This is a genomic window from Pseudobutyrivibrio xylanivorans (assembly GCF_010906925.1).
Lineage (GTDB): Bacteria > Bacillota > Clostridia > Lachnospirales > Lachnospiraceae > Pseudobutyrivibrio.
In genome coordinates, this window is the sequence record NZ_VTVE01000004.1 from 52652 (window position 1) to 65998 (window position 13347).

Consider the following 13347-nt stretch of genomic DNA (forward strand, 5'->3'; position numbering starts at 1 on the left):
ACGTTTAAGTAAAAATCTGCAAAAAAATGAAAGCCAGTGATGGGTTTTAATCAAGCAATATTAAGTGGCGTCATATATAATTTTTGACATGGAAAATATAAGGGAAATAGTGCAATTTAATATTATTCATGAAAATAACAGCGAGCCTAGAGAACAGCATTATCATCAGAATCTTGATATGCTATATGTTCTTTCTGGCTCTGTCGACGTGGTGATTGATGACAAGGAATATCACCTTAAAGAGGAGGATATGATTTTAATCAATTCCAACAAGCGTCATAAGTTCGAAAACTCAGGCAATCTTTTGGCTATCAGATTTGCAATCGATTATTATCTGTTGTCCCAGACTGTTGGCACTACTCAGATGCTTTTCCTCTGCAATTCTGCAGTGGATAAAAACTCAGCCTACGACAAGCTGCGCCATCAGATAAAGGAGATTATCAGATACTACTATACTGAGACCAAGGGAGATAAATGTTATCTTCAGGCTCTCTACTATCAGATGCTCCATGTGCTGATTGCAAATTTCATGGTAAAGACTGAGGAGGCCAAGGTCCTCTTTGATCATAACTCAGACAAAGAGCGCATCAGCGAAATTCAAAGTTATATCCAGGGACATTACCAGTCGCCAATCAGCCTAAATGATTTGGCGGAGCAAATGTACCTTACACCAGCATATCTTTCCAAATACATCAAAAAGAAATTTGGAATGACATTCATAGATTATCTCAACAACATTCGACTTTTCCATGCAGTGGATGAGCTGGTTTACACAAATAAAAGCCTGACTCATATTGCTATGGATAATGGTTTTTGCACTTCTGCAGCCCTTAATAAATCCTTCAAAAAAGTTTTCAATATGTCACCAGGTGAATACAGAAAGTCTGCTGAAAAATGCGTCGAGAAAGTGGCAAATGAAGATGAAATCGGAAAGCAGGAAATCATTTCTTTTATAGAAAATGAAAGCAACAAGCTTAAGAGCGGTAAATCAACTCAATTGCTTGTAGAGGTTGATGCTTCCAATTACAAGAAGAAATACGTGGATGAGACACGGGTGATTAATATAGGCAGCATTTATATGTTGCTTCAGCAGGAGGCTCAGGAACAGCTTCTTGAGCTGAAGGACAAGCTGGGAATCACCCATGTGAGGGTGTGGAATGTTTTCGCATCAAACACATGCATTAGAGAAAACGACACATACAGTTTTCATAAGCTGGATAATGTGCTGGATTTTCTTGTGGACAATGACATTAAACTTTACATGGAACTGGGACAAAAGCCAACTCTTCTAATGTATGCTCCTGAGCGCTACATTAATCCAGATTCCAAGGAAATCAAATTATTTGAATATGATTTTTATAAAAAGCTAATCAAAGATTTGAGCATTCATCTGGTTAACAGATATGGCATTGAGGAAATTGAAAAGTGGTACTTCGAGTTTTGGAACAATCCACTTTTAAAAATTGGAGAGGAAACTGGAGAGTACTATAGATACTTCGATTTGATATACAAGACATTTAAAAACATAAGTCAGGATATCAATATCGGTGGTCCGGGACTTGTTTTAGGATATGAAAAGGCATTGGCTGAAAGGGTTTTTGCTATTTGGAAAAAGCGAGAAATTTGGCCTGACTTTATTTCCTTTGGTTCATTTCAGTACATATCATTTGCAGATGGACAATTTATTTACGGCAAGAAATCCTTGGACAAGGATTATGTTAAAAATCAGGTTTCAGTCATGAAACAGTCCATGGCAGACATTGGATTTAATGTAAAAGAGTTCCATTTAGACGAATGGAATTACACGGTATCCAATAGAAATGTCATCAGTGATAGTTGCGAGCATGCAGCCTACATCATGAAAAATTATATCGACATGATAGGCAATGTGGATGTGATGTGCTATTGGCACGGACTTGATTTGTATGCAGAGTACTATGACACCAATTCATTGCTTAGTGGTGATGCGGGATTGATTTCAAGAGATGGGATCAAGAAGCCATCATTTTACGCAGTGGAGTTTTTGAATCGCAGTTATTGTAATGAGATTTGTAGAAATGATAATGGGATTATTTCTACCAATGGTCGCGGTAGTTACTCTATTGTATGTCACAATTTCAAGCCATTATCGGAAAGCTATCTGGACATCGAAGAGGATTTGATTCAGATAAAAGACATTGAGCACTACATACAAGACACTGAGGATTTGGGAATGAAATGCGTTTTGAACAATGTTCAAAATGGCAACTACCAGATTAAGACATACTACATCAACCCAGAGTACGGCAGTGTTCAGGATATGTGGAAGCGACTAGGCCTTGCAGAATCCATGGAGAGTGAAGAGATTCAATTTATTAAGAAACATGCCAATCCAAACATGGAGATGCAGCAGGTGGAGGTATCCGACAACAGGTTGGAGGTTGAATTTAACCTAAAGGCTACAGAGATAAGATTCATAGAGATTAAATATCAGTTCAAATATGAGTAGCAAGATTTTTGGAGAGCAAAAATTGTACTATGATTTTTGTTCTCCATTTTTTCGGGGGATATTTTAGAGCTAATTCAGATAATGAAAATTGCCAAATACAGAAAAGTCGAAAACGGCAATAGGACATAAAATATTCACATATTCATTCAAGATGTGAAAGGAGAAAGGAATGAAAGTATTAGGTATTTCTTTTGGTCGTATAGATCAAAGAAGCGATGTTATGGTAAAGGAAGCTCTCTTTGCAGCAAAAGAAGCTGGCGCGGAGGTGGAATTTATCAACACAGTCAGACTTAATATTGGTCATTGCCGAGCATGTGATTATTGCAGTCGTTGCCGTGATAAGGGAGATGTTGAAATTCACTGCTGTATGAAAGACGACTACTCAATCCTCGAAGAGAAGTGTCTTGATGCAGATGGTATTATCATCGCAGCACCTGTTTATGCGGTAGGTATTGTTGGCCAGTTTAAGAACTTTGTTGATAGATTTGGTCCATCTCATGATAGAGCAGCACTTTTGGAGGAGAACAAGAAGAGAGAAGAAGCAGGAAAGCCACTTCTTGATGAACGTTATTTCAAAGACAGATATGTAGGTTACATTTCAGTTGGCGGTGCGCAGACACACAACTGGGTTTCACTTGGTCTTCCAATGCTTGACTTATTCTCATTCTCATTCTGCATGAAATGTGTTGGTCATGTAGATGCTTACGACCAGGGCCGCACAGGACATCCTTTATTTGACAAGGATCTTATGAAGAAGTGTGCTGAGCTTGGTACAGCAGTAGCTGAATCACTTGGCAAGCCTTACGATGAGGTTGACACATGGGTAGGCGATGAGGGTGTTTGCCCAGTATGTCACAATCCACTTCTCTCAATGAACGGAACAACAACTGTTGAATGCCCTATTTGCGGTATCTACGGAAAGCTCTCTGTTGATGGAGACAAGGTAACAGTTGAGTTCTCTGAGGAGGAGAAGAACAGAGCTCGTAACACTCCAATTGGAATCTATGAGCACTACAACGAAATTCAGAACATGATTACAGTTTGTGTGCCAAAGCTTATGGCAAACAAGGACACACTTCCTAAGATGATGGAGAAATATAAGAATTTCGATTTGCATTGGTAATAGTGTCATTATATGGCACTTGTTCGATAGTTAGATATTTGTATATGTATGATATTTATGGGGGAAAAGAAAATGGACGCAACAAATTTAGCAGGTAGCTCTGCAAAGTCTGGTGTTACAAAGTTAAACCAGTACGGTATGGCTCCTTTGAAGCCAATTAATTATTTTGTCTATGGTATGGGTAATTTTGCTTCTCAGCTTTCATGGACAATGGTAAGCACTTACCTTTCAATTTTCTATACTGATGTATTTGGTCTTGGAACTGGTGCAGTTGCACTCCTTATGTTTATCGCTAAGGTTTGGGATGCTATTAATGATCCAATGATGGGAACAATCATGGAGCGTACTCACACAAAGCATGGTCGCTTCCGTCCTTACATTGTAGTAGGTGCAATATTCCTTGTAATCTTTACAATCCTTACATTTACTGTACCAGGATTTGGTGGTCCAGCTAAGCTCGCTTATGCTTACATCACATACATCGGTCTTGGTATGTCATACACAATGACAAACGTACCTTACCTTGCAATGCCTGTTGTTATGACACGTGATCCAAAGGAAATCAACAGACTTAACGCAGCTCAGATGATGGGTATGACAATTGGTCAGATTATCCTTAACCTTTTTGTGCTTCGTCTCGTTGTTTGGTTTGGTAAAGGAAATCAGGCTGCAGGTTATCAGTCAACAGCTATTCTTCTTGCACTTGTAGCACTTCCAATGTTCTGGGCAGTTGCAGCTCTTTCAAAGGAGAGAATTGATGTTAAGAAGAGTGAGCAGGGAAGCATTCTTGAAGGTCTCAAGCTCATCGCTAAGAATAGAAACCTTGTATGTGCACTTCTTTATAGCTTAATGAACATGTTTGGTATGCTTGGACGTATCTCTGTAGCAGTATTCTTCTACATGCACGTTGTACAGAATTTTGAATACATCACAATTTTTATGATGATGCAGATGATTGTTGGTACACTTGTAATGCCACTCGCTCCAAAGCTTTGCCTTAAGTATGGTAAGAGAAACATCGGTATTGTTTCAATGCTCATTCAGGGTCTTGCACTTATTATCATTTTCTTTGGTCCATCAAAGAGTATTCCATTCAACTTCGTAATGATGGTTATCTACGGATTTGGATACATTGCTGGTCCTTCAGGAGCAGGTATGGTTGTTGATGCTATCGATGATTTTGATCTTAAGTATGGTTACAGAAATGATGGTATGGCATTCTCATTCTCAGGAATGGCTACAAAGATGGGTACAGCTCTTGCAAACTCTATCTTCCTTCTTATCATGGGATACTTTGGATATGATAGCTTATTTGGTGTAAGAGAGCAGTTAGCAGAAGCTACAGATCCAGGAGTAATTGCTAGCCTTACACAGCAGATTGCACACACAGAGTTTGGTATCAACATGTGTGCAAACCTTCTTCCAGGTATTGTATTCCTTCTTGGAATCATTCCACTTCTTATCTACAACCTTGATAAGCCAGGATACATGGATAAGGTTAGAGACGGTCTTACAGAGAGAAATAAGGCTCGTTCAGCAGAATAAGATTACTTTTCTAGAAACTAATATAAACATCCTTTTACTTGGGGTCAGGAATGGGGTTCCTGACTCCTTTTTTTGTAATAGGAAAATTGTGGAATTGAGTTGCCTAGGGATTTTGGGGAGATTTCTATTTACCAGTGTCGATATATTATGGGCTTATAGAGGATAAGTGTAAGGAAGTTCTATATTGATTGTTGGAAATATTGTATGCACTTAATTATATATGAATTCTACCCGTGAATCATGGGAACATTACGGTAATTTTCGAAAAAATAGGATTTCACCCGTAGGTTTCATATCTCAAAAATTTTTGGATTTGAAAACCTACGGGTTTTTTTGCAATAAATAAAATTCTACCGTAGGATTAAGAGCTTTATCTAGAAAATTGGCAAAGTAACAACTCATAAATCAATTATCGCGGCATAACAGAAATGGTGAATACGGGTATTTTTGAGAAAAGATGAAAAAACACGTAATCAGAAATTTTTCTGCAAGAAATACTACGGGTAAAAATTAAGAAATGATTATAAACCCGTAGTTTTTCGATTCCAACAATATTTGAGACTGAGTTAAGAGGTCGCTTATGAATTATTGTTGTAGCTGAGTGCGCCTTTAAAGCAATATGTTTTATTAATGTTGTGGTTATAACAGGAACAGGCAGTTAATACGGATATTTTTTTAATGCAATAAATAATAAGGGACTATTGCGCTTTTGGGAATGCCGAAAAAGGGGTGCAATATTTGACAAAATAGAGCCCAACATTTTTAAAGAGCCACCGGGATTCTTCATTTATAGTATCAGTATAAAAGGAGAAAAACGGAGGTAAAAAAATGGAGAAGAAAAAAGTACTTGGTATTTCATTTGGTCGAAAGATGTCAAACTGCGATGTCATGGTTAAGGAAGCACTTATGGAGTGCCAGCGAGAAGGCTGTGATGTGGCGTTTATCAGAGCAGATGATTTAGAGATTAATAATTGTACCGGTTGTATCGCTTGTGTTATTGGAATGATGTCAGGCCGAGGTCGAGGATATTGTGTAAAGCATGATGATTTTGACATTCTTGATGAGGCAATTATGCAGTCGGATGCAGTAATTCTTGCATGTCCAACATATGAGACTTCTGTTACAGGTCGTTTCAAGACTATCTGTGACAGGATTGGACCAAGCCACGATATTACATTTAGAAAAGCAAGATATGAAGAGGGCAAAGAAGCGGGAGTTCCTGAGGAGCAGCTACCAGATGCTCGAGCATTTAAGAAGCGCTCAGCAGCCCTCATTTCTGTTGGCGGTGCCATGACAGAGGAGTGGATTGCACTTACACTTCCGATGATGTATGAGTTTACCTTCCCAATGGGAATAGATGTTGTGGATACAGTTGAATACTACGGTGCTATGGCTTGTGAAAATGTGGCTGGCAATCCTGAGATGATGAAGAGAATGACCCGTGTTGGTAAAAATATTGTGGAGTCAATTAATGCTGGTGACGAGGATGAGCGTATTAAGTATCGAGGTGATGAAGAGGGAACATGCCCGATTTGTCATACACGCCTCATCCAATTTTCTCACGATAAAAAGACTGCTTCCTGCCTAGTGTGCGGTAGCCTTGGTACTTTTGATATTGTGGACGGAAAATTTACTATGCATTATACCGATGAGGAATTGAATCGCTCACGTCTTCGCTGGGGTGGCAAGCTTGAGCATTCTACAGAGATTAAAACTCAGGCTCAGCCAGCAGGAACAATAAAAAATCTTAAGGAACTTAAGCAGCCTTATGCAGAGTTCAATCCTGGGGTATGGCCAGTAGATGAAAATGCATGTGGGAATGTAAAAAAGTAATTTTGAATCAATCACGTAGAGCCGAAATCTAGGTGCAACGGTCTTGATAAGATTGTTGCACCTATACTATTTATGGTTATTCCTGTTGCAATAATTAGTTTAGATAAATGGGACTAAAGAAAATGATTTCTGTTTTTTCAATAATATAATGAACTCAAATATCAGGACAGGAGAATAAAAATGAGTTATAGAATTTTGACAATTAACCCTGGTTCTACATCGACAAAAGTAGGGCTCTTCAATGGTGAAAAGCCGGAGTTTTCTGTAAATGTATCTCATGATGCAGAAAAGCTTGCGGAGTTTGCCAGTGTTAGTGATCAGCTTCCATATAGAAAGGAAGTAATCCTTTCGGAGCTTGAAAAAGCTGGAATAGACCTAGCTACAGTTGATGCGTACGTAGGCCGAGGTGGTGGACTTCTTGCTGTAGAAGGAGGCACTTACGAAGTTGGCCAGGTGCTTTTAGACCATGCAAAAAGAGGAGCAAATGGAATTCAGCATCCGGCGCAGCTTGGCTCACAGCTTGCTAATGAGTTTGCTAAAAAATATGGAAAGCCTGCATTTGTGGTAAATCCACCAGACACAGACGAATTTATTATTGAGGCTAGAATGACTGGTATCAAAGGTGTTTACCGTCAGTCTCATCTTCATGCATTAAATCTAAAGGAGACTGCTATTCGTCATAGTCAGCTAAATGGAGTTAAATACGAAGATGCGAATTATATTGTATGCCACATTGGTGGAGGAGTATCTATTTCAGCTCATCGAAAGGGCAAGATGATTGATGGCAATGATATTGTTACAGGAGATGGTCCAATGGCACCAACTCGCTGTGGTTCAGTGCCAGCTGCTCAGATGATTAGATATGCATATGACCATCCAGACAAAAAAGAAACACTTGCACTTACCACGAAGACAGGTGGATTTGTAAGTCATCTAGGTACAGCCGATGCCCTTGATGTATTCAATAGAGCAGAGGCAGGTGACAAGGAAGCCAAGCTTATTTGGGACACAATGACATATCAGATTGTTCGCTATATTGGCGCAATGGCCACAGTATTACATGGCCAGGTAGATGGCATTCTTTTAGGTGGTGGAATGGTTCACAATAAAAAACTAGTTGCAGACATCACAGAAGCCTGCTCATGGATTGCACCTGTCAGTGCCTACCCAGGTGAGTTTGAGCTTGAGGCAATGGCTGCCGGGGCCATCCGCGTCCTCGATGGCGTCGAAGCGGTTAAGGAATATACGGGGGTCCCTTGCTGGACGCCTAACGAACTAGCGGAATAACCCAACTAGATTATTAGAAGAGCTAGTAGTTGACAAGCTCTTAGTGTTGCTGAAGGAGACATGTAGTCGACGAAAGCAATATCTAAGGCTTGTCAATGTAACTAGCGGACTATAGTAAGAGAGGAGAATATAGTATGAATCAGACTAAGGTTAATAAGTATAGCCGCAGCGTTTCAATAATCGGCGTAGGCTGTACTCCATTTATGTATACGGTGGACAATCCAGAGACTGATGGTCTTACAGAGGGGGAGCTATTTGGCTACGCCGCTTTAAAGGCAATGGAAGATGCTGGTGTGAATCCACAGGATATTGATTTCTATTTTCATGGTGAGGCTTCGCCTCTTCACCAGTCAAATTACCTTACCCCAAATGTGCAGATCGCAAATTGGTTTGGTATGAAAGGCAAGGCTTCTATTCATCATTCGGAGGCTTGCTGTACAGGATATTATGCTATCGAGCAGGCCGTAAATGCGGTAGCTTCGGGCAAATACAATTGTGTACTTTCAGGTTGTGTGGAGTTTGGTGATAGTGCAGCAGTGCCAAATCATCCATATAAGAGAGAGAAGCTTTCAATGGAGAAGTTCCTCCAGACGACAGCTTGGCTCTATGACAGAACTTACACCCGTTCTCTTATGGCAGGACAGGAGCTTATTTATGATGATGCAGCAGAATGGTACAAGAGAACTAGAGGACTTACAGATGAGCAGATGGACGATACAATCAACCATATGTCAATAAACAATAGAAAAAATGCTTCCATGGATGAACTTGCAATTGAGAGACGCACATATGAGCAGATTGCCAAAGAGGCTGGCTTTGACGATGTAATGGACTACATGCGAAGCCCATACAATCCAAAGAATGGTGATTTCCTAAGAATGAGTGGTATTGAGCTGAAGTGCGACGGTGCAGCAGCTGTGATTGTTTGTGCTACTGACATGGTAGATAAATACATGGGTAATAAAAATCACAAGCCTATTGAGGTTTTAGGTGTGGGCTGTGCAGCTTGTGAGGCTACAACACCACACTTCGAAGTAAGAGCTACTGAAGAGGCAATTCGTCAAGTATATGAGGTGACAGAAGTAACGCCAGAGGATATAGATATTTTCTTTGCAAATGACTTTATTATTACTTCCCATTTGGTATCAGCTGAGATTGCTGGATATTTGCCTTATGGTGAGGGTTGGAAATACATCTGTGAAGGCAGAACTGCCTATGATGGCGACAAGCCAATTAATACAAATGGCGGTCGTACTTCATTTGGCCACGCCCATGCTGCATCTGGTCTAGCTGATTTATATGAATGTGTAAAGCAGATGCGTGGTGAGTGCGGAGAGAGACAGGTTAAGAAACTTCCTAAGACTGCTATGTTACGTGGTTATGGCGGTGCTCAAAATATCTGCTCGTACATCATCAGGACAATTGATTAATGGGAGGTGTGACAGATGGCAATTAAGTTAGAAAAGGTTGTTCAAGGTTTCTACGATAGACTTGAAGAAGGAAAAATATGTGGTAGAAAATGTCCTAAGTGTGGGGCTGTAGAATTCCCACCAGTTTATGCTTGCAACTCTTGCGGAAATTTAGAGACGGAGTGGTATGAAATATCTGGTAATGCCAAGATGCATTCGATCGTTATGCCGGCTGCACTTTCAAGCAAGCCTGAGTACAAGGCTCTAGGAAAGTTTGCATATGGCGAGATAGAGCTAGAAGAAGGGGCTAGACTTAATGCAGTAGTCCGTGGCATTTCTAAAAAGACCAGAAAGGAACTCTTAGATAAGCTTCCACTGGACGTCCACGCTGCCATTTACCAGCGTGACGGTTACAAGACTGTGGTATTTGATTTGGATTCTAAGTATTTTGATAACTAAGCCCTTACATATACTAGGTAAGCGCGAGCAGGGGATACCGTGCCGAGTGTGGGAGGACCTACGCCGGCAGAAGGACCCACACGAGAGTGCGGAGGGGGCCCTGCGGGAGCATGAGAAACTGGGATAGGGCTATTATAGAAAGGAAGTAAAGTAATGGACAGAAAAGAATTAGAGTCTCAAATAATTGAGATGGTGGCGAAGTGCTACAGCGTGGATGCCGCTAATCTTTCAATGGAGACTACATTTAAGGATGACTTAAAAGGAGCATCAGTTCTCATGGTAGGACTTGTTTCTGAGATTGAAAATGAATTAGATGCAATGATTGCACTTCAGGATGCAGCTGCATGTGCAACTATCGGAGAGCTTGTAGATAAGGTTGAAGAGGAATTGTAATAATTCGTATATACGAAGGAGAAAAAATGAGCGTACTTGATAATATTTACGAAAAGGCTAAAGCTAATCCACAAAAGGTTGCTTTTCCAGAGGCTGAAAATGAAAAAATGATGCAAGCCGCTTACGAATGCGGACAAGAGGGATATATTGTCCCTATTTTGGTAGGCGATGCTTCAAAGATTAGAGAATTAATAGCTGAAAGAGGCTACGAGGAATCCGTATTTACGATAATTGATATTGGAAATGAGGATTACAAAAACGATATTATTGCAAAATATGTTGCACTTCCACAGACTGTTCTTAAGGAAAAGGCATTGGGACGTCGAATGGAAAACCCACTTTATTATGCAATGGCAATGCAGGCTGTGGGCGAGGCAGACGTTACATTTGCTGGAATCGACAATACAACAGGAGATGTACTTCTGGCTGGTCAGATGATAATCGGTCTAAAGGAGGGAATCAGCACAGTTTCATCTATTGGACTCTGTGATATTCCTGGATTTGAGGGAAGCGAAGGACAGCTTCTGGCTGTTGGAGATAGTGCGGTATGCACAAATCCATCTGCCGAGCAGCTTGCTGATATTGCAATTTCTGCCTGCGATACAGTAAAGGGGCTTCTAGACTGGCAGCCAAGATGTGCAATGGTATGTTACTCAACACTTGGCTCTGGCCAGGGTGAGCTAATTGACAAGGTGAAGGAGGCTCTTGCAATTGCAAATGAAAAGCGTCCAGACCTTGATATTGATGGCGAATTCCAGCTTGATGCAGCAATTGTTCCAGCTGTGGCAGCAAAGAAAGTCAATCGAGAAAGCAAGGTTGCAGGTAAGGCAAATGTACTTATCTGGCCAGATCTTAATGTAGGAAATACTGCTGTAAAGCTCATTCAGCAATTTGGACATGCTGATGCATACGGACCAATGCTTCAGGGATTCAACAGCATTGTTTGTGATTGCTCTAGAGGGGCACCTGTTTCAGAGATTAAGGGAAATGTTATTATCTCTGCTGTTCGTGCTCTTGGCGCAAAGAGGGACTGCTAAGATTTAGCAGTAGATTTTAATAGGAGCAAATCTTAACTATGGGAAACGTTTTAGGGGTCGGAATCGACCTAGTTTCAATAAGCGAAATTCGTGATTTGGACGAGAGGACCAAAGGTGCTTTTGTCCAGCGGACATATACTAGCAAGGAACGTGAGGATGCTGTGGGGGCGTCTGATTACTATGAGTTTCTCGCCGGTAGATTTGCTGTCAAGGAGGCTGTTTACAAAGCTATTTGCAGCAGCTTCCCTGACGTTAATTTTGATTTTAGAAATGTGGAAACTATAAAACAGCCTAACGGAGCACCAAAATTTTCTGCCAATATAGAACTCCTCAATATATTTAAAACAATCGGTGCCGAGGATGTTTTGGTTTCCATTTCTAATCAGGGTGATTATGTTATAGCAATTGCCCAGCTGATAAAAAGAGAGTAGCCGCAAGGCTACTTTTTTTGTGGCAAAGATTGTGATTGACTATAAAATGATAATAATTACTAATTTTATATTGACAAAGCTATAATAAATGATATTATATAGATAATCATTATTGATTTTGCTTATCGAGGTTATTTGAAGAAAGCAGGTGTTATATGAATTACAGTAGACAGAGAGAATACATAAAAGAATATTTGATGTCTACCAAAGAGCACCCTACAGCTGAGGTTATTTATCAGAATGTTAGGGAAGAATATCCTAAAATTAGTCTTGGTACCGTATATAGAAATCTTACTCTTCTTGTGGAGTTAGGAGAGGTGAAAAAGATTTCCACTGGCGATGGCACTGAGCACTATGATGCGGACACATCAGCACATAGTCACTACTATTGCAGATGTTGCCACAGAATTATGGATGTTGAGATTACACCTAGCGTAGATCAAATTCTCGCAGCATCTAGCACGGGGCTAGGGACAGTTGAGCAAGCATCATTACTCTTTACAGGTGTTTGTAAAGACTGCATGGATAATGGTAAATAATGTTTAAAAATGAAAGGAGTCTAATTATGGCAAAGTACGTATGTCCGGTTTGTGGTTATATTCATGAGGGGGATAATCCACCTGAGGAGTGTCCTGTATGTCACGTTTCTGGTGACAAGTTTAAGAAGGTAGAGGGTGAGCTTACACTTGCTGCAGAGCATGAGTTCGGTGTTTATGCATCTACAGTTAAGAATAACCCTGATATTTCTGATGAGGACAAGAAATACATCTTCGAACAGCTCAAGGCTAATTTTGAAGGAGAGTGCTCTGAGGTTGGTATGTACCTTTGCATGGCTCGTGTTGCTCATAGAGAGGGATATCCAGAAATCGGATTATATTGGGAAAAGGCAGCTTTTGAAGAGGCTGAGCATGCAGCTAAGTTCGCAGAGTTGCTTGGTTCAGATCTCGAGGCTAACATGACAAATTCTACTAAGAAGAATCTTGCATGGAGAGTAGATTGCGAGTTCGGTGCTACACAGGGTAAGGTAGACCTTGCTACATGTGCTAAGAAGAACAACCTTGACGCTATCCATGACACAGTTCATGAGATGGCTCGTGACGAGGCTAGACATGGTAAGGCACTCAAGGGATTCTTAGATCGTTACTTTAACTAATTTAATAATTACTATTTTTCCCAAAAGAAGGGCAGGATTAATTCCTGCCCTTTTTTCTGTTTTACATAAAACACAAAAATGATTTCAAAATCTTCATTTACATTGGACCTCACATTTGTTATAGTGTCCCATGGATGGTATTCGACAAGAAACTATACCCTTATAATTTCTAAATTTTAAAAATAAAAG

At 40.2% G+C, this 13347-nt stretch carries 12 protein-coding genes; all 12 read left to right on the forward strand.

Annotated elements, in window-relative coordinates; translation table 11 throughout:
* Window positions 1–88 precede the first annotated feature (88 nt).
* The 12 genes from F0Q01_RS11550 to F0Q01_RS11605 all read left to right on the forward strand — a co-directional run bounded on the left by F0Q01_RS11550 (window position 89) and on the right by F0Q01_RS11605 (window position 13158).
* A complete protein-coding gene (locus F0Q01_RS11550) occupies window positions 89–2488 on the forward strand; it encodes a GH39 family glycosyl hydrolase (protein ID WP_090489491.1) in 2400 nt (799 codons plus the stop codon).
* A gap of 169 nt (window positions 2489–2657) precedes the next feature.
* Window positions 2658–3611, forward strand: a complete 954-nt coding sequence (locus F0Q01_RS11555) for a flavodoxin family protein (RefSeq protein ID WP_090489489.1) — start codon at window positions 2658–2660, stop codon at window positions 3609–3611.
* 72 nt (window positions 3612–3683) lie between these two features.
* Complete coding sequence (locus F0Q01_RS11560) at window positions 3684–5156, forward strand: MFS transporter (RefSeq protein WP_090489488.1); 1473 nt, start codon at window positions 3684–3686, stop codon at window positions 5154–5156.
* Between the two features lie 828 nt (window positions 5157–5984).
* A complete protein-coding gene (locus F0Q01_RS11565; protein WP_090489486.1) occupies window positions 5985–6989 on the forward strand; it encodes a flavodoxin family protein in 1005 nt (334 codons plus the stop codon).
* 180 nt (window positions 6990–7169) lie between these two features.
* Complete coding sequence (gene buk, locus F0Q01_RS11570; protein ID WP_177209300.1) at window positions 7170–8276, forward strand: butyrate kinase; 1107 nt, start codon at window positions 7170–7172, stop codon at window positions 8274–8276.
* 134 nt (window positions 8277–8410) lie between these two features.
* A complete protein-coding gene (locus F0Q01_RS11575) occupies window positions 8411–9706 on the forward strand; it encodes a thiolase family protein (protein WP_090489482.1) in 1296 nt (431 codons plus the stop codon).
* Window positions 9707–9721: 15 nt separating this feature from the next.
* Window positions 9722–10144, forward strand: a complete 423-nt coding sequence (locus F0Q01_RS11580) for a Zn-ribbon domain-containing OB-fold protein (protein WP_090489479.1) — start codon at window positions 9722–9724, stop codon at window positions 10142–10144.
* A gap of 153 nt (window positions 10145–10297) precedes the next feature.
* The gene (locus F0Q01_RS11585; RefSeq protein WP_090155059.1) at window positions 10298–10537 is read left to right on the forward strand and encodes an acyl carrier protein; all 240 of its coding nucleotides are present in this window, start codon (window positions 10298–10300) and stop codon (window positions 10535–10537) included.
* A gap of 26 nt (window positions 10538–10563) precedes the next feature.
* Window positions 10564–11574, forward strand: coding sequence for a phosphate acyltransferase (locus F0Q01_RS11590; RefSeq protein ID WP_090489478.1), 1011 nt, complete (start codon window positions 10564–10566; stop codon window positions 11572–11574).
* 38 nt (window positions 11575–11612) lie between these two features.
* Window positions 11613–12005 (forward strand): holo-ACP synthase, encoded by a 393-nt coding sequence (gene acpS / locus F0Q01_RS11595; protein WP_090489474.1) that lies wholly within the window; start codon window positions 11613–11615, stop codon window positions 12003–12005.
* A gap of 155 nt (window positions 12006–12160) precedes the next feature.
* A complete protein-coding gene (locus tag F0Q01_RS11600) occupies window positions 12161–12544 on the forward strand; it encodes a Fur family transcriptional regulator (RefSeq protein WP_090489472.1) in 384 nt (127 codons plus the stop codon).
* Window positions 12545–12570: 26 nt separating this feature from the next.
* On the forward strand, window positions 12571–13158 hold the full coding sequence (locus F0Q01_RS11605; protein WP_090489470.1) for an NADH peroxidase: 588 nt from the start codon (window positions 12571–12573) through the stop codon (window positions 13156–13158).
* Window positions 13159–13347 lie beyond the last annotated feature (189 nt).

What these genes read in the sequence shown, in the direction of transcription:
- F0Q01_RS11550 (WP_090489491.1), top strand. Translation starts at nt 89, where the DNA reads ATGGAAAATATAAGGGAAATAGTGCAATTTAATATTATTCATGAAAAT.
- F0Q01_RS11555 (WP_090489489.1), top strand. Translation starts at nt 2,658, where the DNA reads ATGAAAGTATTAGGTATTTCTTTTGGTCGTATAGATCAAAGAAGCGAT.
- F0Q01_RS11560 (WP_090489488.1), top strand. Translation starts at nt 3,684, where the DNA reads ATGGACGCAACAAATTTAGCAGGTAGCTCTGCAAAGTCTGGTGTTACA.
- F0Q01_RS11565 (WP_090489486.1), top strand. Translation starts at nt 5,985, where the DNA reads ATGGAGAAGAAAAAAGTACTTGGTATTTCATTTGGTCGAAAGATGTCA.
- buk (WP_177209300.1), top strand. Translation starts at nt 7,170, where the DNA reads ATGAGTTATAGAATTTTGACAATTAACCCTGGTTCTACATCGACAAAA.
- F0Q01_RS11575 (WP_090489482.1), top strand. Translation starts at nt 8,411, where the DNA reads ATGAATCAGACTAAGGTTAATAAGTATAGCCGCAGCGTTTCAATAATC.
- F0Q01_RS11580 (WP_090489479.1), top strand. Translation starts at nt 9,722, where the DNA reads ATGGCAATTAAGTTAGAAAAGGTTGTTCAAGGTTTCTACGATAGACTT.
- F0Q01_RS11585 (WP_090155059.1), top strand. Translation starts at nt 10,298, where the DNA reads ATGGACAGAAAAGAATTAGAGTCTCAAATAATTGAGATGGTGGCGAAG.
- F0Q01_RS11590 (WP_090489478.1), top strand. Translation starts at nt 10,564, where the DNA reads ATGAGCGTACTTGATAATATTTACGAAAAGGCTAAAGCTAATCCACAA.
- acpS (WP_090489474.1), top strand. Translation starts at nt 11,613, where the DNA reads ATGGGAAACGTTTTAGGGGTCGGAATCGACCTAGTTTCAATAAGCGAA.
- F0Q01_RS11600 (WP_090489472.1), top strand. Translation starts at nt 12,161, where the DNA reads ATGAATTACAGTAGACAGAGAGAATACATAAAAGAATATTTGATGTCT.
- F0Q01_RS11605 (WP_090489470.1), top strand. Translation starts at nt 12,571, where the DNA reads ATGGCAAAGTACGTATGTCCGGTTTGTGGTTATATTCATGAGGGGGAT.